At 71.1% G+C, this 19,453-nt stretch carries 11 protein-coding genes; 5 read left to right on the forward strand and 6 right to left on the reverse strand.

Features of this window, described 5'->3' with window-relative positions; all coding sequences use genetic code 11:
- Nucleotides 1-242: 242 nt before the first annotated feature.
- The gene (locus STRTUCAR8_RS21555) at nt 243-1,676 is read right to left on the reverse strand and encodes an MFS transporter (RefSeq protein ID WP_006378017.1); all 1,434 of its coding nucleotides are present in this window, start codon (nt 1,674-1,676) and stop codon (nt 243-245) included.
- Between the two features lie 172 nt (nt 1,677-1,848).
- Between STRTUCAR8_RS21555 and STRTUCAR8_RS21560 the strand changes: the two genes are divergently transcribed.
- Nucleotides 1,849-2,736: a helix-turn-helix transcriptional regulator gene (locus tag STRTUCAR8_RS21560; protein ID WP_044472617.1), complete on the forward strand. Its 888-nt coding sequence runs from the start codon at nt 1,849-1,851 to the stop codon at nt 2,734-2,736.
- A 188-nt stretch (nt 2,737-2,924) separates the two neighbouring features.
- Complete coding sequence (locus STRTUCAR8_RS21565) at nt 2,925-3,803, forward strand: MEDS domain-containing protein (protein ID WP_006378009.1); 879 nt, start codon at nt 2,925-2,927, stop codon at nt 3,801-3,803.
- Between the two features lie 34 nt (nt 3,804-3,837).
- On the opposite strand, the gene STRTUCAR8_RS21570 is transcribed toward STRTUCAR8_RS21565, so the two are convergent.
- Complete coding sequence (locus STRTUCAR8_RS21570; RefSeq protein ID WP_006378013.1) at nt 3,838-6,168, reverse strand: ATP-binding protein; 2,331 nt, start codon at nt 6,166-6,168, stop codon at nt 3,838-3,840.
- A 129-nt stretch (nt 6,169-6,297) separates the two neighbouring features.
- Nucleotides 6,298-7,839: an MFS transporter gene (locus STRTUCAR8_RS21575; RefSeq protein ID WP_078507264.1), complete on the reverse strand. Its 1,542-nt coding sequence runs from the start codon at nt 7,837-7,839 to the stop codon at nt 6,298-6,300.
- 65 nt (nt 7,840-7,904) lie between these two features.
- Here STRTUCAR8_RS21575 and dusB point away from each other — a divergent pair, with 65 nt between their 5' ends.
- A complete protein-coding gene (gene dusB, locus STRTUCAR8_RS21580; RefSeq protein WP_044472616.1) occupies nt 7,905-9,083 on the forward strand; it encodes a tRNA dihydrouridine synthase DusB in 1,179 nt (392 codons plus the stop codon).
- A 73-nt stretch (nt 9,084-9,156) separates the two neighbouring features.
- On the opposite strand, the gene STRTUCAR8_RS21585 is transcribed toward dusB, so the two are convergent.
- The 3 genes from STRTUCAR8_RS21585 to STRTUCAR8_RS21595 form a co-directional block, all read right to left on the reverse strand.
- A complete protein-coding gene (locus STRTUCAR8_RS21585; protein ID WP_100247613.1) occupies nt 9,157-11,013 on the reverse strand; it encodes a sulfatase-like hydrolase/transferase in 1,857 nt (618 codons plus the stop codon).
- 368 nt (nt 11,014-11,381) lie between these two features.
- Nucleotides 11,382-13,319: an amylo-alpha-1,6-glucosidase gene (locus STRTUCAR8_RS21590; protein WP_006378019.1), complete on the reverse strand. Its 1,938-nt coding sequence runs from the start codon at nt 13,317-13,319 to the stop codon at nt 11,382-11,384.
- A complete protein-coding gene (locus STRTUCAR8_RS21595) occupies nt 13,316-14,791 on the reverse strand; it encodes an MGH1-like glycoside hydrolase domain-containing protein (protein WP_006378008.1) in 1,476 nt (491 codons plus the stop codon). Before STRTUCAR8_RS21595 ends, STRTUCAR8_RS21590 begins: the two co-directional genes overlap by 4 nt.
- A 119-nt stretch (nt 14,792-14,910) precedes the next feature.
- Here STRTUCAR8_RS21595 and STRTUCAR8_RS21600 point away from each other — a divergent pair, with 119 nt between their 5' ends.
- Together STRTUCAR8_RS21600 and ppdK are read left to right on the forward strand one after the other, a co-directional pair.
- Entirely contained in the window at nt 14,911-16,134 is a 1,224-nt protein-coding gene (locus STRTUCAR8_RS21600) for an ROK family protein (RefSeq protein WP_006378014.1), read from the forward strand.
- A 413-nt stretch (nt 16,135-16,547) separates the two neighbouring features.
- Nucleotides 16,548-19,295: a pyruvate, phosphate dikinase gene (gene ppdK / locus STRTUCAR8_RS21605; RefSeq protein WP_006378015.1), complete on the forward strand. Its 2,748-nt coding sequence runs from the start codon at nt 16,548-16,550 to the stop codon at nt 19,293-19,295.
- The last annotated feature ends 158 nt before the right edge of the window (nt 19,296-19,453 follow it).

The following is a 19,453-nucleotide window of genomic DNA, read 5'->3' on the forward strand; positions in this document are numbered from 1 at the left end:
GATGGGCGGGCCCCGGGGCGGGGGCGTTTTGAGGGGCGCGAGGAACTGCGTGACAAGCCACGACGGCCGGGCACCCGCAAGTGATGGGCGGGCCCCGGGGCGGGGGCGTTTTGAGGGGCGCGAGGAACTGCGCGAGAAGCCACGACGGCCGGGCACCCGCACCCGCACCCACACCCACACCCACACCCACAAGCGATCCACCGGAACCGAGCCGTCGATACACCGGGCCGGAGGCCAGACGCTCAGCCAATCCTCCGCGGCAACCGCAAACTGAGCAGCGTCGTCAACGCGATACCCCCCACCTGCACCACCAACGTCGTCACCAGCGCATCCCGCATACCCATCCCCGGCGTCAGCGACAGGAACAGCGTGCCCAGGGTCGCCACCCCCAGCGCCAGCGCGGACTGCTGCGTGGTGACCATGACCCCGCCACCGACCCCCGCCCGCGCCGGCTCGATCTCCGAGAGGATGATCCGGAAGAGAACGGGCAACTGGAGCGCCTGCCCGGCCCCCGCGACCGCCGCCCCCGGCAGCAACTGCACCAGCCCCAGGTCCGGCCAGGACCGCCACACCGCGACGGCGATGAGCGCCACCCCCACCCCCTGGATCAGCCCGCCGACGGTCACGATCCGCGTGCCGTGCCGGGCGACCAGACGCGGCCCGGCGAGCGAGACGGCGAAGAACGTCACCGCCATCGGCGCCAGTGCCATCCCCGCCTGCACGGGCCCCAGGCCCGCACCCCGCTGCAGGGCCACCGCGATCACGAACATGAACCCGCTGAAGCCGATCGAGAACGGCACGATCATCACCAGACCCCGCCGCAGCGACGTCAGCGCGAACAGGGTCGGCGGTACGAGCGGAGTACGGCCCTTGCGGTCCGCCCCGCGCTCGGTCGCCCAGAACGCCGCCGCCGCGAACGGGAACGCGGCCAGCGACAGCCACGTCCACAGCGGCCAGCCCGCCGCCCGGCCCTCGGTGAGCGGGGCCAGCAGCGTGATCAGGGAGACGCCCAGGAGGACCGTCCCGGGGACGTCCACCGGCTCCGGGTGCTGCGAGCGGGTCTCCGGGACCGTCCGGGCGGCCAGGACCAGACCGACCAGCACCACCGGCACGTTCACCAGGAACACCGAGCGCCAGCCCGTTCCCGCGATGTCGGCGGCCACCAGTACGCCGCCGAGGATCTGGCCCGCGACCATGGACAGGCCCGCTGTAGCGCCGTACAGGCCCATCGCCCGCGCCCGGCGCGGGCCGGCCGTCGCCGACTGGATCGTCGCGAGCACCTGCGGCAGCATCGCCGCCGACGCCGCGCCCTGCGCGACACGGGCCGCCACCAGGGTCCACGCCGTCGGCGCCAGACCGCAGGCCAGCGAGGTGACGGCGAAGGCCGCCATGCCGCCCAGGAAGAGCCGGCGCCGGCCGAAGAGGTCACCGAGCCGCCCGCCCAGGACGAGCAGCACGGCGTACGAGACCCCGTACCCGGCGACCACCAGTTCGAGGACGGCCTCGCTCGCCGAGAGATCCCGGCCGATGGTGGGCAGGGCGACGTTGACGATGAAGAAGTCGATGAGCGGGAGCGCCGCCCCGAGCAGCACGGTGAACAGGCCGAGCCCGCCGAGTACGGGTGGGTCGGCGGGGGAGCGGACGGTGGCGGTGGGTGGGGTGCTTGTGTTGGTCACGTCGACCAGCCTGCGCCGTCTCTGAGGGGGGTACCAGAGTGTCTTTATCCTGGTAGTAGGAGTACCTGGAAACAGGGTAGGGACGGACGGGAAGCGGAGAGAGAGTGGGACTGTGACCACCATCGCCCAGGAAACCACCGCTCAGCAACGGCAGCCGGAGCGGCAGGGACGGCTGCAGGAGTCGCAGCGGCCCGGCGGGCGCGGCTCGGAAAGCCGGCGCCAAGAGCTCGCCGTCTTCCTGCGCAGCCGCCGCGAGCGCATCACCCCCGAGCAGGTCGGGCTGCCGCGCGGCCGTCGCCGCCGTACGCCGGGTCTGCGCCGTGAGGAGGTCGCCCAGCTCTCCGCCGTGGGCGTCACCTGGTACACCTGGCTCGAACAGGCCCGCGCCATCCAGGTCTCCGAACAGGTGCTCGACGCCCTCGCCCGCACCCTCCTGCTCGACCCGAGCGAACGCGCCCACCTCTTCCAGCTGGCCGGAGCCGTCGACCCCACGCCCGCCGCGACCTGTCCGACGATCACCCCGGCCATCCGCGAACTGCTGCGCGCCCTCGACCCCATCCCGGCCTGCATCCAGAACAGCCGGTACGACATCCAGGCGTACAACCGCACGTACAGCCGTCTCATGGGCGACCTGGACGCCGTACCGCCCGAGGACCGCAACCTCATGCTCCTCGTCTACACGAACGAGGAGTGGCGCTCGTCGGTCGTCCTGCTCGAAGAGACGATGCGGGTGATGGCGGCCAAACTCCGGGTCCAGCAGGCCGCCCATCTCGGCGACCCCGCCTGGAAGTTGATGCTCAAGCGACTGCGCACCCGGTCCCCGGAGTTCTGTGCGATCTGGGAACGGTACGAGGTGGTCGCCGCCCGCGGCAAGACCAAGCAGTTCCGCAATCCGTACGTCGGTCTGCTCACCGTCGACCACACCGACCTGTGGCTCGCCCCGGAACTGGGCACCCGCCTGGTGACGCTGGTCCCGACGGACGAGGAGACCCGTGAGCGCCTGGAGAAGCTGTACGCGATGGCCTTGAGCGGGGATTGGGGAGAAGACGGCAGGGAGTAGGCGGGAGGGAGTGGTCGGGGGAGTGGTCGGGAAGGGTCTGCAGCCGGTCGAGTCCGGTCGGAAACCCAAACCCTGATGCTCAATTCCGGTCTCCGTGAGGGGCGTTGGGGGTGGCGGCAACGCCTGTGCGCAGGCGTTTCCCTAACGTCGTCGGGAGTTGATCATCAACGCCCGGAAAGGCGCCCCCGATGACCGAACACGCACCTGAGCATGCACACGAGCATGTATACGGGCATACGCACGGGCATACGGACTCGACCGCCCGAAACGTTCCCGTTCAGGCGCTGCGCCCCGGCGACCACGCCTGTCTGGACGTGCCCGACGCCCAGGCCCACTGGCAGGTACTGACCGCCTACACCCGTACCGGACTGACCCGCGGCGAGAAGGTGATGGTCGTCCTCGACCCGGCCGACGTGGGCGACGACGACGCCCTCGCCCGTCTCGACACCGGCACCGGGCAGGCCGAAGCCGCCTGGCGGAGCGGCCAGTTGGAGATCGTGCGCAACACCGCTGCCTACGTCCCTGATGGCAGCTTCTCCGTGGAGCGCCAGTTCCGGCTCTACTCGGAGGAGTTGGAGCGGGCGCGGACCGATGGGTGGACCGGGCTGCGGGTCGGGGCCGACATGGCCTGGGCGCAGCGGGCCGGCATCAGCGACGACCGGCTCCTCGACTACGAGGCGTTCATGCAACCGCTCTTCGTGGACCCGCGTCTCACCGCGATGTGCTGGTACAGCCGTCAGCAGTACACCGACCACCTGGTGGCCGCGATGCGGACGGTCCACCCGCTGCGGGTGATGACCCATCTCGACGCCCTCGAAGTGATCCGTACCGACGGCTCCGCCCCTTTCCGGTACGCACTCGACCTGACCGGTCTGTTCTACATGGAGGCGCATGCCGCCTGGCAGCTCATCGGCTTCGCCCGGGATCTGCCCGACGGCGACACCCTCGACGTCCGCTGCGGCCCGATCCTCGAAGCGGTCCTCCGAGGCCTGGGCTCCGACGACGTAAGCCAGTTGAGGCTCCACACGGAATCGGAGCCAGAACCAGAACCAGAACCGGAGCCATAGGCGGGGCGTAGGTGGGGGAGGGGCAGGAGAACGCTCAGCGGGGCAAGCCGCTGAACCAGGCCGCCACCTGGCTCCGGGCCGCGAAGCCCAGCTTGGCGAGGATGCGTTCGGCATGCCCCTCGGCCGTACGCCGGGAGATCACCAGCCGTTCCGCGATCTGCCGGTTCGTCAGGCCCGACGCGATCAGCGCGGCCACCTCCAACTCGCGGCGGGTGAGCCCGGTGTCGGCCCCCGGCGGCGCGGGCCGCGCGGCGCGCCCGGCTGCGGTATCCCTGGCGCCGGTACTCCCGGCCCCTGCGTGCGGCTCGCCCAGCGCGTAGGCGAGGGCCTCGTGTGCCGACAGTCCGTAACCGCGCCGATGGGCCTCGCCGCTCGGGCCGTCGGTGGCTGTCCCGTCGGCCTGCCGCTGCCCGGCCGACGGGACATGGGAGACATGGCCGAGGTCGCAGCGGATACGGTGCGCCGCGCCCCGCAGCACGGCCGCCCGCTCGGTGTCGCCCCGGGCGGCGGTGACGACGGCCAGTATCTCCAGGGCGCCGCCGACGGCGTGCGGCTCGCCGCTGACGTACGGCAGCCGCAGACAGCGCCGGGCACTCTCGGTGGCGGCCTCGTGCTCGCCCAGGGCCCAGCGGGCGGTGGCTAGCGCGCCCAGGACGTACGAGCGGACCCACTGCTCGCCGTACGTCTCGCACACGGCGAGGGCGTCCACGCACAGCGGCACGGCACGTTCGGGGCGGCCGTGGAAGGTGAGCGTGGCCGCCATCTCGACGCGGCTGAGGAGGTGGAAGGCGAGCAGTCGCCTCTCGTCGTCACCGACGCGCCCCGGCTGCCTGCTCAGGACGTCGGCCAGCGGTCTTACGTCCGGTATCTCGTGCGGGGCCAGTGTCGGGGGGTGCGGGGCGCCGGCCAGGAGCACGGCGTTCGTCCGGCTGCGGACCAGCGGGATCAGTGCGGCGGCCCAGTGCGCGCGGGTCAGTTCGGGGGAGGGACGGCATCGGCCTGCGCGCAGGAGGAGTCGTTGCCACCAGTGCCGCAGTTCCGCCCAGGCGCCGCGCGCGATCCAGTAGAACCACAGGCTGCCGATGAGGCGCAGCCCGCGCGGGGTCTCGCCTGGGGTGGTGAGGCAGAAGTCGAGCACCGCGCGCAGATTGTCGTGCTCGGCGCGCAGCCCGGCCAGGGCGCCCGGCTGATCCGGCCCGAACCAGCTCCGCTCATGCTCCTCCGCGACCCGCACGAAGTGCGCGCACAACCGCCTCCGGGTGTCCCCGGCCGCCCCGAGCGACTCCAGCTTCTCCAGCCCGTACTCGCGAAGCAGCCCGAGCATCCGATAACGCGCGCCATCCTCACTTCCAACCCCACTCCCGGCCCCACTCCCGGCCCCGCCTCCGGTTCCACCCCCACTCCCGTCTCCGGCCCCGCCCCCCTCCCTGACCAGCACGGACTTCTCCACGAGCCCGACCACGGCGTTCAGCACGTCGGCTCGGAGGGGGCCGGAGTCGCCGCACACCGCCGCCGCGCCCCCCAGGTCGAAGCTTCCGGTGAACACCGACAGACGGGCCCAGGCGAGTTGCTCCGCAGGGGTGCACAGGTCGTGGCTCCAGTCCACGGCCGAGCGGAGGGTCTGGTGGCGGGGCGGGGCGGCCGGGCTGCCGCAGGTCAGGAGGCGGAAGCGGTCGCCCAGACGGTCGCCGAGGCGTTCGTCGAGTTGCTCCACGCCCAGGGCGTGCATCCGTACGGCCGCCAGTTCGATGGCCAGCGGGAGGCCGTCCAGGCGGTGGCAGAGGCGGGCCACGGCCGCCCGGTTGTGGTCGGTGATCGCGAAGCCGGGCACCACGGCCGCCGCGCGGTCGGCGAACAGTCGCAGCGCGGGGAACTCCGCCCCGGCAAGGCCCTCTCCGGGTGCCGGGGTGGCCAGCGGAGCCACCGGGAGCAGCTGTTCCTCGGTGAGGCCGAGCCGGTGGCGGCTGGTGGCCAGGACCCGGACGCCCTCGGTCGCCCCGAGCACCGCGGCCACCAGCGAGGCGCAGGCGTCCGCCAGGTGCTCGCAGTTGTCCAGGACCAGCAGTAATCGCCGACCGCGCAGATGTTCGACGACCGCGTCCAGCGGCGCCCGGCCCGTCTCGTCCCGGATACCGAGCGCGTCCGCCACCGCGTGCGGCACCAGCGCGCCGTCCCGCACGGCGGCCAGCGGTACCAGCCGGACCCCGTCCGGGATCCTCCGTACGGCACCCTCCGCCACCCGCCCCGCGAGCCGGGTCTTGCCGACCCCGCCGGGTCCGGTGAGCGTCAGCAGCCGGGTGGCGGTCAACAGCCTTCTGGCCCGCGTCAGTTCATGGCGTCGGCCGACGAAACTCGTCCCCGGCACGGGAAATCCGGCCGTCCGCCGCGACCCGGCTGCCCCCACGATCGGCCACGCCCTCTTCGCGTTCGACGAGTTGATGGTGCCCTTGCGTCATCCCAACGGTGATCATCGGCAAAGGGTTACACCAACGGCTCACTTCGCGGTGCGCGCCCCCGCAGCACCTCGCACGCCGGTCTCCCCGCCCCCGCCCCCGTCGGTATTGGTATCGGTATCGGTACCGGCATGGGCATCGGCACGCGAGGCATCCTCGCTCCCGACCTCTCCGTCGTCCAGGCGCCCGGCGGTACGCTCCGCCGTCCTGCGGGCCCAGCCGCCGGTCGTGACGGCACCCAGGATCAGTACGGCCAGCCCGCAGCCCGCGATGATCCACCAGCCGGGCCGCGACGCGGCGACGAACACCTCTTTGTACGGGCCCGCCCCGATGCCCGACGCCAGCACCGCGCCGATCACCGCGACCCCCAGCGTGCCGCCGGTCTGGCGGCTGGTGGAGGCGACCGCGGCCGCCACCCCGGCCTGGGCCCGGGGCATGCCCGAGACGGCCGTGTTGGTGATGGGCGCGTTGACGAAGCCGAAGCCGAGGCCGAACAGGAAGTACCCGATGACCAGCGTCACGTTCGACGACTCCGCGTCGAACCCGGCGAACAGGACCCCGCTCGCGGTGATCGCGATCCCGGCCGTGAGGAGCGGTACGCGCGGGCCCCGGCTGCCGACCAGGCGCCCCGAGATCGGCGCGCAGACGAAGCACATCACCGCCATCGGCAGCATCCACAGACCCGCGTGCAGGGCGGACAGCCCCCGCACGTTCTGCAGGTACAGCGTGGACAGGAACAGGAACCCGCTCAGCGCCGCGAACGCGCTGACCGCGACCACGGTCGCTCCACTGAACGGCACCGACCGGAAGAACCGCAGGTCGATGAGGGGTTCGGTGCGCCGGGGCTCGTAGTACAGCAGCCCGAGCAGCGCGGCCAGGGCGACCGCCCCGAAGGCGAGCGTGTGCGAGGCCGGCGAACTGGGCGCCTCGATGATCGCGTACGTCAGCGAGCCGAGCAGCGCGATGACCAGGACCTGGCCGACCGGGTCCGGACGGCGGGCCTTCGGCGCCCGGGACTCCGGGACGTACCGCAGGGTCAGCAGGAGTGCGGCGAGGCCCACCGGCAGGTTGATCCAGAAGATCGAGCGCCAGCCGACGGAGTCCACGAGCAGGCCGCCGATGATCGGACCGGCGGCCATGGATATGCCGACCACCGCGCCCCACACCCCGATCGCCCGGGCCCGCTCGCGCGGGTCGGTGAAGGTGTTGGTGATGATCGACATGGCGACCGGGTTGAGCATCGAGCCGCCGATCGCCTGGATCATGCGGAACACGATGAGCGAGTCGAGGTTCGGGGCGAGCGAGCAGAGCACCGAGCCGAGCGTGAACAGCACCAGCCCCGTCAGGAAGACCCGGCGGCGGCCTATCCGGTCGGCGGTCGACCCCGCCAGCATCAGCAGCGAGGCCAGTACGAGCGTGTACGCGTCGAGCGCCCACTGCATACCGGCCACGCTCGCGCCCAGGTCCTTCTCCATGGCGGGCAGCGCGACATTGAGCACGGTGACGTCGAGGCTCACGATCAGCAGGCTCATACAGCAGATCGCGAGCACCAGCATGCGGCGGCGGGGACTCAGCTCGGACATGCGGTCCATAGTACGGCTAACTAACGACTTTGGCTGTACTCCGTTCGGTGCGCGAGAATGGCCGGATGTCCACGCCCGTCACCGCGCCCGTCGTCCCGCCCGTCACCTCCCCCGCGAGCCTTCTCCGGATCGGCCCGCACGACGTACAGCCGCCCGTCGTCCTCGCCCCCATGGCGGGGATCACGAACGCGCCCTTCCGCACTCTGTGCAGGGAGTTCAGCGGAGGCAAGGGCCTGTTCGTCAGCGAGATGATCACGACCAGGGCGCTGGTCGAACGCAACGACAAGACCATGCAGCTGATCCGCTTCGACGCGACCGAGAAGCCGCGCTCGATCCAGCTGTACGGCGTCGACCCCGCGACCGTCGGCAAGGCCGTCCGCATGATCGCGGAGGAGGGCCTCGCCGACCACATCGACCTCAACTTCGGGTGCCCCGTCCCGAAGGTGACGAGGAAGGGTGGCGGCTCGGCCCTCCCGTACAAGCGGCACCTGCTGCGCGCGATCCTGCGCGAGGCGGTCTCCGGCGCGGGGGACCTCCCCGTCACGATGAAGATGCGCAAGGGCATCGACGACGACCACATCACCTACCTCGACGCCGGCCGCATCGCGGTGGAGGAGGGCGTGACGGCCATCGCGCTGCACGGCCGCACCGCCGCCCAGCACTACGGCGGCACGGCGGACTGGGACGCGATCGCCCGCCTCAAGGAGCACGTGCCGGAGATCCCCGTCCTCGGCAACGGCGACATCTGGTCGGCCGAGGACGCGCTGCGGATGGTCCGGGAGACCGGCTGCGACGGAGTGGTGGTCGGGCGCGGCTGCCTCGGCAGGCCGTGGCTGTTCGCGGACCTCGTCGCCGCCTTCGAGGGGCGTACGGACGACATCGTGCGCCCGTCTCTCCGCGAGGTCGCCGGCATCATGGTCCGGCACGCCACGCTGCTCGGTGAGTGGATCGGGGACGAGGCGCGCGGGGTCATCGACTTCCGTAAGCATGTCGCCTGGTACCTGAAGGGCTTCGCGGTCGGCTCCGAGATGCGCAAGCGTCTCGCCATCACCTCGTCCCTGGAGCAACTCCGTTCCGGGCTCGACGAGTTGGAGCTGGACCAGCCCTGGCCCCTGGGCGCTGACGGGCCCCGTGGCCGTACCTCCGGCAACAACCGGGTGGTGCTGCCGGAGGGGTGGCTGAAGGACCCGTACGACTGCGCGGGCGTGAGTGAGGATGCGGAGCTGGATACCTCCGGCGGTTGAGTTTTTCGGCCGCGGGTCCGTTGTGGCTGGTCGCGCAGTTCCCCGCGCCCCCTAAAGCGCCCCTTCGCCGCGCTTACGGGTGCGGCGTCGAGCCGTACGCCGTGAGGAACTTGTCGCGGAAGGCGCTCATCTTCCAGACCGGGGCGTTGTGGGCGGGGCGCAGACCGTCCGTCCAGTTCCAGTCGGCGATCTTGTCGAGGATCTTCGGGTCCTTGGCCACGACCGACACCGGCACGTCACGGCTGGCGTTGGTGCCGCTCACCCGGGACATGGGCTGGTGGTCGCCGAGGAAGACGAGGACGGTGTCGTCGGTGCCGTAGCGGGTCAGCCAGTCGATGAGGCTGGTGACCGAGTACTGGATCGACTTGCCGTACTCCGCCTTGGCCTCGGGGCCGTTGTAGAGGACGTCCTTGGGGTCCTTGCCCGCCTTCTGGATGGCGTCGAACACCGTGCCGTCGCCGAGCTGGTCCTGCGGGACCGTCTTCGGGAGCGGCGCCCACGGCTGGTGGCTCGACGTCAGGATGATCTCCGACATCAGCGGCTTGGCCTGCTTCCTGCCGTGCTCCAGGCGCTGGTAGGCGTCCAGCGTGTACTGGTCCGGCATGGTCGACCAGCTGAACTTCGGTCCCTTGTAGCCGAGATCCTTCGACGCGTAGTTCTTCTCCAGGCCGTAGAACTTCGCCTCGGGCCAGCTCTTCTGCACGCCCGGCATGACCCCGACCGTCCGCCAGTCACCGGTGCGTTTGAACACCTCGGGGAGCGTGAGGCGGTCGCTGTTGACGAGGGTGCGGTAGCGCTGCTGGTTGTTGATCCACAGGCCCGACAGGAACGTGGAGTGGCCGAGCCAGCTGCTGCCGCCGTACGTCGCCGAGGTCAGCCAGCCGCTCTTCGCGGCGAAACCGGCGTCCGTCAGGGCCTGGGTCTTGTCGGCGAGCGTCTTGTCCACGCCGGGCGACATGATCGGGTCCTCGATCGCGCTGCGGCCGTAGCTCTCGATGAACGTGAAGATGACGTCCTTGCCGCGCAGGTCGGGCACCAGCTGGTCACCGGGCGTCTTCGCGAACGGGTCGTTCTTCGCCAGCTCCTTGAACTCCGCCTCGTCGTGCAGCGTGTCGCTCACCCGCCGCGCGTGCACCTTGACGACCCCGGCGGTGTGGTCCGACGCGATCGGCACCCCGCCGATCGTCAGGCCGAGGGACATGCAGGTGATCCAGACGGTGCCGGCGATGAGCGTCGCCTTGGTTGCCACGGTGTTGTTGCGGGCGAGCAGGTTGCTGAGCCGCACGGTCGCGAAGGCCGTCGCGACGAGCAGGAACAGCACGAGGACGATCACCGCGAGGGTGGCGGCCAGTGAACCGGCCGTGCCGAAGGAGTCGGTGAGGTACGACTGGGCGTCGCTCAGCAGCGACCAGTCGAGCAGTACGTTGAAGTGCCGGCCGAGGAACTCGACGAACCCCATGTCCAGCAGGTTCACGACGGTGACCGCGCCGAGGAAGGCGCCGATGGCCGCCGCCGTGATCACCCGCGGCCGGCGCGGCATCGCGAGCAGCACGACGGCCGCGACGATCGCCTCCGCCGGGAGCCGGAGGAACTCGGAGATCCGCAGGTTGCCGAAGGTGTTCGGCATCTGCAGCGAGACGAGCACGAGAAGCACGGAGCCAGCGGTCGCCGTCCAGCCGAGATTACGGGCGGCGACGGGACGCCGGGTACGCCAGTCGGCCTTGGGAGCATCGTCCTCGGCCTCGGTGGCTGTGGTCGGTTCGGGGGTGGGCTCGGTGGGCCTTGCGGCGGACGCGGATGCGATCGGGGCTGCGACCGCCGGGTCACCCCCTGCTTCTGCGGCCTGGTCCTCCGCCGACGGTTCCGCCTCCGTCTCCGCCGGTCCGGCCCCGGCTTCCGCCTCCGGTTCGGTGTCCGTCGGCGGATTCACGGCTGTCGTATCGGCTGTGGGCGTTGCTTCAGCAATCGAGACTGCCTGTTCCTCCGTGACGGCGTCGGCCGTCTCCGGAGACCGTGTCTCGGCCGAAGGCAACGCTGCCGACGCGTCTGCCGGTGCCTCGGAAGATCCCTCGGGGGTGGTGTCCGTCGATGGGTTGGTGCGAGTGAACTGAGGCACCCCGGAGGTCCTTCCGTGTGAAGCCGTGCAGGGAGCGGCGGACCCGGCGCGGGAGCCGAGGTCCGCCACCATCCGGTACGGCGAGCCCTCGGCCTCCGTTCAGCCTTCGCGTCCAAGCACCCGGCAAACACCCGGCAAACGCCTCGCCAAGCTGCCGGTCACACGCCTCGTCGTACGTCCGGTCAGGCGCCCCCGACCGCCGTGAGCAGCGCCAACGGGGCCGCCGCCGACCGGGATTCCCGTACGCACGCGTGCGGGTACGGCACAGGCTCGCCGTGGGTGTCGCGGCCGTAGCCGGCGAGGACTTCGGGGAGGCGGTGGCCGGCGGTGGTCGCCGCGTCGACGAGGCCGTGGGCGACCGTACGGGCCTCGTCGTGCAGGCCGTACCGGGCCAGACCCAGGGTGATCAGGGCGTTGTCGTGGGGCCAGACCGAGCCCCGGTGGTAGGAGAGGGGGTGGTAGGCGGGCTGGCCCGAGGCGAGCGTCCGTACGCCCCAGCCGGAGAAGAAGTCCGGTTCGAGCAGCCGCCGTCCGACCATCTCGCCGTACTCCTTGTCGAGCAGCCCCGACCAGAGAAGATGGCCCGCGTCGGAGGCCAGCGCGTCGACCTGGTTGCCCTCTCCGTCGAGCGCGAGAGCCGGGAAGGAGTGCTCCGGCATCCAGAAGTCCCGCTGGAAACGGTCCCGGAGGTCGGCCGCCGCCTGTTCGAGAAGAGCGGCGTACACCTCGTCGTCCCATACCGCGCGGGCGAGTTGGGCGGTACGGCGCAGGGCGTCGTACGCGTAGCCCTGGGCCCCCGCCGCCATCACCGGGCCGCTCGCGCGGGTGCCGTCGGCCGAACAGATGGCGCCGGGGGAGTCCTTCCAGTTCTGGTTGGCCAGGCCGCCCTGGTCGGCCCGGTAGACCAGATAGCCACGGGACGTCAGGCCGCTGTGGTCCAGCATCCAGCCGATCGCAGCACGGGCGTTGGCTTCGAGTCGCCGGGCCAGAGCCGTGTCGCCGGTCTGCTCGACGTACGCGCCGAGGAGCACCAGGAACAGCGGGGTCGCGTCGACCGAGCCGTAGTAGCGCCCGTACGGCACCTGCCCGAAGTGCGCCAGCTCACCGTGCCGTACCTCGTGCACGATCTTGCCCGGCTGGGCCACGGAGTCGGGGCCCACCTCGGTCGCCTGGGTCGCGGCGAGTGCCGGGAGGGTGGCGGCGGCGAGTTGGGGGCGGTAGGGGAGCGCGAAGAGGGAGGTGAGGAGTGCGTCGCGGCCGAGGAGGGTGAGGAACCAGGGTGCGCCGGCGGCCGGTACGCGCAGTTCCTCGCCGTCCGGTCCCGTCGCGGGGACCTGGAGCGACGCCAGGTCGCAGAGGCCGCGTGCGCAGGCCGCCGCCAGCTCGGGCCAGCCGGTGGGGAAGGCGACGCCCTCGACGAACTCCCCTTCCAGCGCGCGGAGTCGATCGTCGGCGGCGGCGGGTGAGGCGGGGACCAGCGGCTCCTTGGCCGCGCCGTGCGGACGGGCGGCGACGCGCAGCGTCAGCTCCGCCGAGCCGTGCGGTTCGAGGTCCAGGGTCCAGACGAGGCGCCGGGCGCCGGTGCCGGTCTCCTCGACGCCGTCGGGGGCGGGCTCGGCGGTGACCGTCGTGGAGGACAGCCACTCACCGCGCCGGTAGCTGAACTCGACGCCGTCGTCGAGGACTTCACGCCCCCGGACGGCGCCGGACTTGACGTACGTGCGGTGGTCGGAGCGCAGCTCGAACTGGTCGGTGAAGTCGGCGTCGGCGGTGACCGCGATCCGGACCGTCACCGGCACCGGACGGTTGCTGGTCACCCGCAGCGACTCGACGAACGCGCCGTCCCCGAGGGCCTGTTCACGGAAGAGTGTGTAGGCGGGCGGTTCCTGACGCCCGCCGCGCGGTACGAGGACGCAGCGCGCGGTGTCGCCGTCGGCGACCGGGCTGAGCGTCTCGGGCAGGGCGCCGTCGACGGTGAGCTGCCAGCGGCTCAGGTGCCGTGCGTCGCGCACGAACAACCCGTCGGGCTGGCTGCCCCCGCGTACCCCGCTGATGTCCCCGCCGTCACCCACGGCCGCGAACGTCCCGCCGTGCACGAGCAGATGATGCCGGTCCGTCATCGCAGTTCCCCTCCCTGGTCACTCATGCCGAACACGTTGTTGATCTCGCTGTCCTCGAAGGGCAGTTGGTGGAGCAGGTCGAGGGTGAGCGCGGCGGTCCAGCCGAAGCCGAGCGCCCCGCAGGCCTCGCCGGTGTACGGGTCCACGTACTCCGCGAAGTCGGTCGTGTCGGCGGTCTCCAGCAGGGCCGAGCGCAGGGCGTCGGCGTGCGCCTGCTCGCCGTGCCGGCGCAGCCCGCGCTCCACCAGCCACCCCGTGTTGAACCAGGCGGGTCCGCGCCAGTAGCGGTGCGGGTCGAAGGCCTCGCCGAGGAGGTCGTAGGACGGTACGAGGCGGGCGGCTCCCCCGACCTCGAAGTGCGGGCCGCGCGCGGTACGGACGAGGGCGGCGGCGACGTCCCGGGGCAGCGTGGGCAGGAGGAGCGGGATGAGCCCGGAGACGCTCCGCTCGGGGACGAGGGCGCCCGCGCCGACGTCACGGCAGAAGAACATGCCCTCCGCCGGGTCCCACAGCCGCTCCACCAGCGCCGCCGTCAGGCGCTGCGCGCGGGTGTTCCTGGCCGTCGCCGTCGCGCCCAGCTCCTGGGCGATACGGGCGAGGGCGTGCTCCGACGCGATGAGCAGCGCGTTGAAGGAGGGGTCCTCGACGGCGAACCCGCCGGTGCCGTCCGCGTAGTCGCCGTCCCGGTAGTCCGTGGCCAGCCGTACGTACCGCCCGTAGTCCAGGTCGGTCGGCCGGTCCTCGGCAGCTCCGTGGTCGAGGTCGGCGCGGCGGAAGGAGCGGGCCGGGGCCGGGGTGACGCGGCTGAGCGGGAAGTCCCAGCAGGGGCTGTTGTCCATACCCTGTTCCCAGGGGTGCACGACCGACGCGAGGCCGCCCCCGCCCAGGTCGCGGCGGTGCAGCAGATAGCGGTGCCAGGCGGCGAGCCGCGGGTAGGCGCGGGCGAGGAAGCCCCGGGAGCGGGACAGACCGGGGTCCGCCTGGTGCACCAGCCAGACGGCCAGCGCGTGCACCGGTGGCTGCACGATGCCGGACGTCTGTACGGTGCGCGGGGCGCCCGCAGCGCGCCCCGCGGTCGAGGAGCGCCAGAAGTCGGGACTCGGGAAGTACGCGTCGAGCGGGACGGAAGGGTTGAACACGATGTGCGGGATCCGGCCGTCGCCCCACTGGGCGGAGAACAGCGTCTCCAGCTCCGTCTGGGCGCGCAGGGGCGACAGATGACGCAGGCCGATCGCGATGAACGCCGAGTCCCAGGACCACTGGTGCGGATACAGGCCGCGCGAGGGGACCGTCGAGGTGCCGGTCCAGTTGGCCTCCAGCACCTCGGCCGCCCTGGCGTGGAGGGCGCGGCGAGCGTGCGGGCCGCGCGCGGTGTTCGGGGCGTGCTGGGAATGTGTCGGGACGTCCGGTTCGTATACGACGGAGTGCGCCGTGGCGTGGGCACGGGAGGTCAGCTGGGCAGTGCGATCCACTCGGGGCTCCCCGAAGACGTTCGGCCCGACCGGTTCGGTCGAGCCACCGTAGAGTTACGTCTATTTAACACGCATAACTCAATATGTAATGCAAGCTTGAGAAACACAAGGGGGTGCGCATGAGCGGTCGTACGAGTGGTCGCGCTCAGGCGAGCGCCGGTGATCTGCTCGAACTGGTACGCAGTGGACGCGCCACGACCCGTGGCGCCCTGCAACAGGTGACGGGTCTCTCACGCGCGACGGTCGGCCACCGCCTGGACCGGCTGTTCCGCGCGGGCTGGCTGCGCGAGGGGGCCTCGGGCCCGGTCGACTCGCCGCTCGGCGGGCGCCCGTCGATCACGCTGGAGTTCGACGACGCGCACGCCGTCGTCCTCGCCGCCGACCTCGACACCCGGCATGCCCGCGCCGCCGTTCTCACCCTCACGGGTGAACTTCTCGCGGAACACTCGGGCACGCTGGTGGTGGACGACGGCCCCGACGTCGTACTCGGCGAACTCGGCCGCTGGTTCGCGGAACTCCTGACGAAGGCCGGTCATGGCCCGTCCGAGGTCTGCGGCATCGGCCTCGCGGTACCGGGCCCGGTCGACACGGACACCGGCCGCGTCGTCCAGCCGCCGATCATGCCCGGCTGGGACGGCTACGACATCAGAACCCGTCTGGCACGCGCTTTCGCCGAACACACGGGCGAGCCGACCGCGGCGAGAGTCCCGGTGCTGGTGGACAACGACGCCAACCTCATGGCGTACGGCGAGCAGCGCACCGGACACCCCGACTGCTCGGCCTTCGTCCTGGTGAAGGTCTCGACGGGTATCGGCGCGGGCGTGGTGGTCGGCGGCTCGGTCTTCCGGGGCATCGACGGCGGCGCCGGGGACATCGGGCACATCCGCGTCCCGCAGGGCGCCGAGGCGCTGTGCCGGTGCGGTTCGTACGGCTGTCTCGCCGCCGTCGCGAGCGGGGGCGCCGTCGCCCGCCGCCTCGCCGAGGCCGGGGTGCCGGCGGCGTCCGGCTCGGACGTACGGGACCTGCTCGCGGCCGGGCACCCGGAGGCGGTCGCGCTCGCGCGGGAGGCGGGCCGCAGCGTGGGGGACGTACTGGCGACGGTGGTGACGCTGCTCAACCCGGGCGTGCTGATGATCGCGGGCGACCTGGCCGGTACGCCGTTCCTGACCGGCGTACGGGAACTGCTGTACCAGCGGGCGCTGCCGCGCTCGACCGCTCATCTGGACGTGGTGACGTCGAGGCTGGGGGAGCGGGCGGGGCTGGTGGGGGCCGGGGCGATGGTCGTCGAGTACCTGTACGCGCCGGAGCGGGTGGAGGAGCGGCTGTCGGCGCTCGGGGTGTGAGCTTGTGACGCGGGTGTTTCCCCCTGTTGTCGGCGTCCGCATGCTGAAATCCCGGTGCCCGTGAGTGCGTGATTCTCGCCACCCTTGATAGGGGTTGCGCTCAGATGAGCGAATCGAGAGCGGCTGCACTTCTCAAAGGGTGGCACTCAGTGCCACCCTTTGATCGTTCATCGATAGAACTCAGGCGTGTTGCATGCCGCTCAAGTGAGCGACAAAATGGACGAGGGGTCATGGTTGTCTTCAAGAAGTGAAAACATGCCACTCCCGCTGCTTGCCAATCTTTGACTTTGGATCTGGTGGCGGACGGCTGGTTACAGGCACATGACGCGCAAGTGGACGTACCCAGACGCCTTCGATCTGGGTATGTTCCTGGCCGTCAGGGCAGCCACCGCGTCCTCAAGGAGTTGGGACCCGTGTCGGAAAACAAAGATCCCCACGTAGCTTCGACGGGCAACAGCGTTGAGGACGTGAAGTTCGTCTACGACTTCACCGAGGGCAACAGGGACCTCAAGGACCTTCTCGGCGGCAAGGGTGCCAACCTCGCCGAGATGACCAACCTGGGCCTCCCGGTGCCTCCGGGCTTCACGATCACCACCGAGGCCTGCAAGACGTACCTCGACAGCGGCGACGAGCCGGCGGCACTGCGTGACGAGGTGAGCGCGCACCTGGCGGCCCTCGAAGCGGCCATGGGCAAGAAGCTCGGCCAGGCCGACGACCCGCTCCTCGTGTCCGTCCGCTCCGGGGCGAAGTTCTCGATGCCCGGCATGATGGACACGGTGCTGAACATCGGCCTGTCCGACAAGTCGGTCCAGGGCCTCGCCAAGCAGGCCGGTGACGAGCGCTTCGCGTGGGACTCGTACCGCCGCCTCATCCAGATGTTCGGCAAGACGGTCCTCGGCGTCGAGGGCGAGCTGTTCGAGGACGCGCTGGACGCGGCTAAGACGGCCAAGAAGGTCGCGGTCGACACCGAGTTGGAGGCCGCTGACCTCAGGAAGCTGGTCACCAAGTTCAAGAAGATCGTCAAGACCGAGGCCGGCCGCGACTTCCCGCAGGACCCGCGCGAGCAGATGGACCTCGCGATCCACGCGGTCTTCGACTCCTGGAACACCGACCGCGCGAAGCTCTACCGCCGCCAGGAACGCATCCCCGGCGACCTCGGCACGGCCGTCAACGTCTGCTCGATGGTCTTCGGCAACCTGGGCCCCGACTCGGGCACCGGCGTCGCGTTCACCCGCGACCCGGCCAGCGGCCACCAGGGCGTGTACGGCGACTACCTGCAGAACGCGCAGGGCGAGGACGTCGTGGCGGGCATCCGCAACACGGTCCCGCTCGCCGAGCTGGAGCAGATCGACAAGAAGTCGTACGACCAGCTGATGCAGATCATGGCGACCCTGGAGAACCACTACAAGGATCTCTGCGACATCGAGTTCACCATCGAGCGCGGCCAGTTGTGGATGCTCCAGACCCGCGTCGGCAAGCGCACGGCGGGCGCCGCCTTCCGTATCGCCACACAGCTCGTCGACCAGGGCCTCATCGACGAGGCCGAGGCGCTCCAGCGCGTCACCGGCGCCCAGCTCGCCCAGCTGATGTTCCCGAAGTTCGACGAGGACGCGAAGGTCGCCACGGTCGGCCGTGGCATCGCAGCCTCGCCGGGCGCGGCGGTCGGCAAGGCCGTCTTCGACTCGTACACCGCGGTGAAGTGGTCGCGGTCGGGGGAGAAGGTCATCCTGGTCCGCCGGGAGACCAACCCCGACGACCTCGACGGCATGATCGCCGCCGAGGGCATCCTGACCTCACGCGGCGGCAAGACGTCCCACGCGGCCGTCGTGGCGCGCGGCATGGGCAAGACGTGCGTGTGCGGCGCGGAGGAGCTCGAGGTCGACACCAAGCGGCGCCGGATGACGGTGCCGGGCGGGCACGTGGTGGAGGAGGGCGACCTCATCTCCATCGACGGTTCGAGCGGCAAGGTGTACCTCGGCGAGGTCCCGGTCGTGCCGTCCCCCGTCGTGGAGTACTTCGAGGGCCGCATGCACGCGGGCGCCAACGACGCCGACGAACTGGTCGAGGCCGTCCACCGGATCATGGCGTTCGCCGACCGCAAGCGCCGGCTCCGGGTCCGCGCCAACGCGGACAACGCGGAGGACGCGCTGCGCGCACGCCGCTTCGGCGCCCAGGGCATCGGGCTGTGCCGTACGGAGCACATGTTCCTCGGGGACCGCCGCGAGCTGGTCGAGCGGCTGATCCTGGCCGACACGGACACCGAGCGCGAGGAGTCCCTCAAGGCGCTTCTCCCGCTGCAGAAGCAGGACTTCGTCGAACTGTTCTCGGCGATGGACGGCCTGCCCGTGACGGTCCGCCTCCTCGACCCGCCGCTGCACGAGTTCCTGCCCGACATCACCGAGCTGTCGGTCCGTGTCGCCCTGGCGGAGTCCCGCCAGGAGCCGCACGAGAACGAACTCCGGCTGCTCCAGGCCGTACACCGGCTGCACGAGCAGAACCCGATGCTGGGCCTGCGCGGCGTACGCCTCGGTCTGGTCATCCCGGGGCTGTTCACGATGCAGGTCCGCGCCATCGCGGAGGCCGCGGCGGAGCGCAAGAACGCCAAGTGCGACCCGCGCGCCGAGATCATGATCCCGCTGGTGGGTACGGTCCAGGAGCTGGAGATCGTCCGCGAGGAGGCCGACCAGGTCGTCGCGGAGGTCGAGGCGGCGACCGGAGTGTCCCTCAAGCTGTCGATCGGCACGATGATCGAGCTGCCGCGCGCCGCCCTCACGGCCGGTCAGATCGCGGAGGCGGCGGAGTTCTTCTCCTTCGGCACGAACGACCTCACCCAGACGGTGTGGGGCTTCAGCCGGGACGACGTGGAGGCCTCGTTCTTCACGGCGTACCTGGAGAAGGGCATCTTCGGCGTCTCCCCGTTTGAGACGATCGACCGGGACGGCGTCGGCTCCCTGGTGAGGCTCGCCGCGGAAGCCGGCCGCGCCACCCGCCCCGACCTGAAACTCGGCGTCTGCGGCGAACACGGCGGCGACCCGGAGTCGGTGCACTTCTTCCACGAGGTGGGCCTGGACTACGTCAGCTGCTCACCGTTCCGCATCCCGGTGGCGAGGCTGGAGGCGGGTCGGGCGGCGTCGTCGTCGGCGGGGAGCGACCACCGGTAGGCGCGCGAACAACGTCCTTAGGCCGTAGGCCTGTTGGGCGCCTTGACCCCCGGAGCTGTCGTCGGTCACCCCGACCCTCAGCGACCTGATGGTGGCTCCGGTGCACGAGAGAGGGTGAAGGACGAGGGCGGCATCACGGCGGGGGGTGCTTGAGATCG

This window comes from Streptomyces turgidiscabies Car8, from assembly GCF_000331005.1.
Taxonomy (GTDB): domain Bacteria; phylum Actinomycetota; class Actinomycetes; order Streptomycetales; family Streptomycetaceae; genus Streptomyces; species Streptomyces turgidiscabies.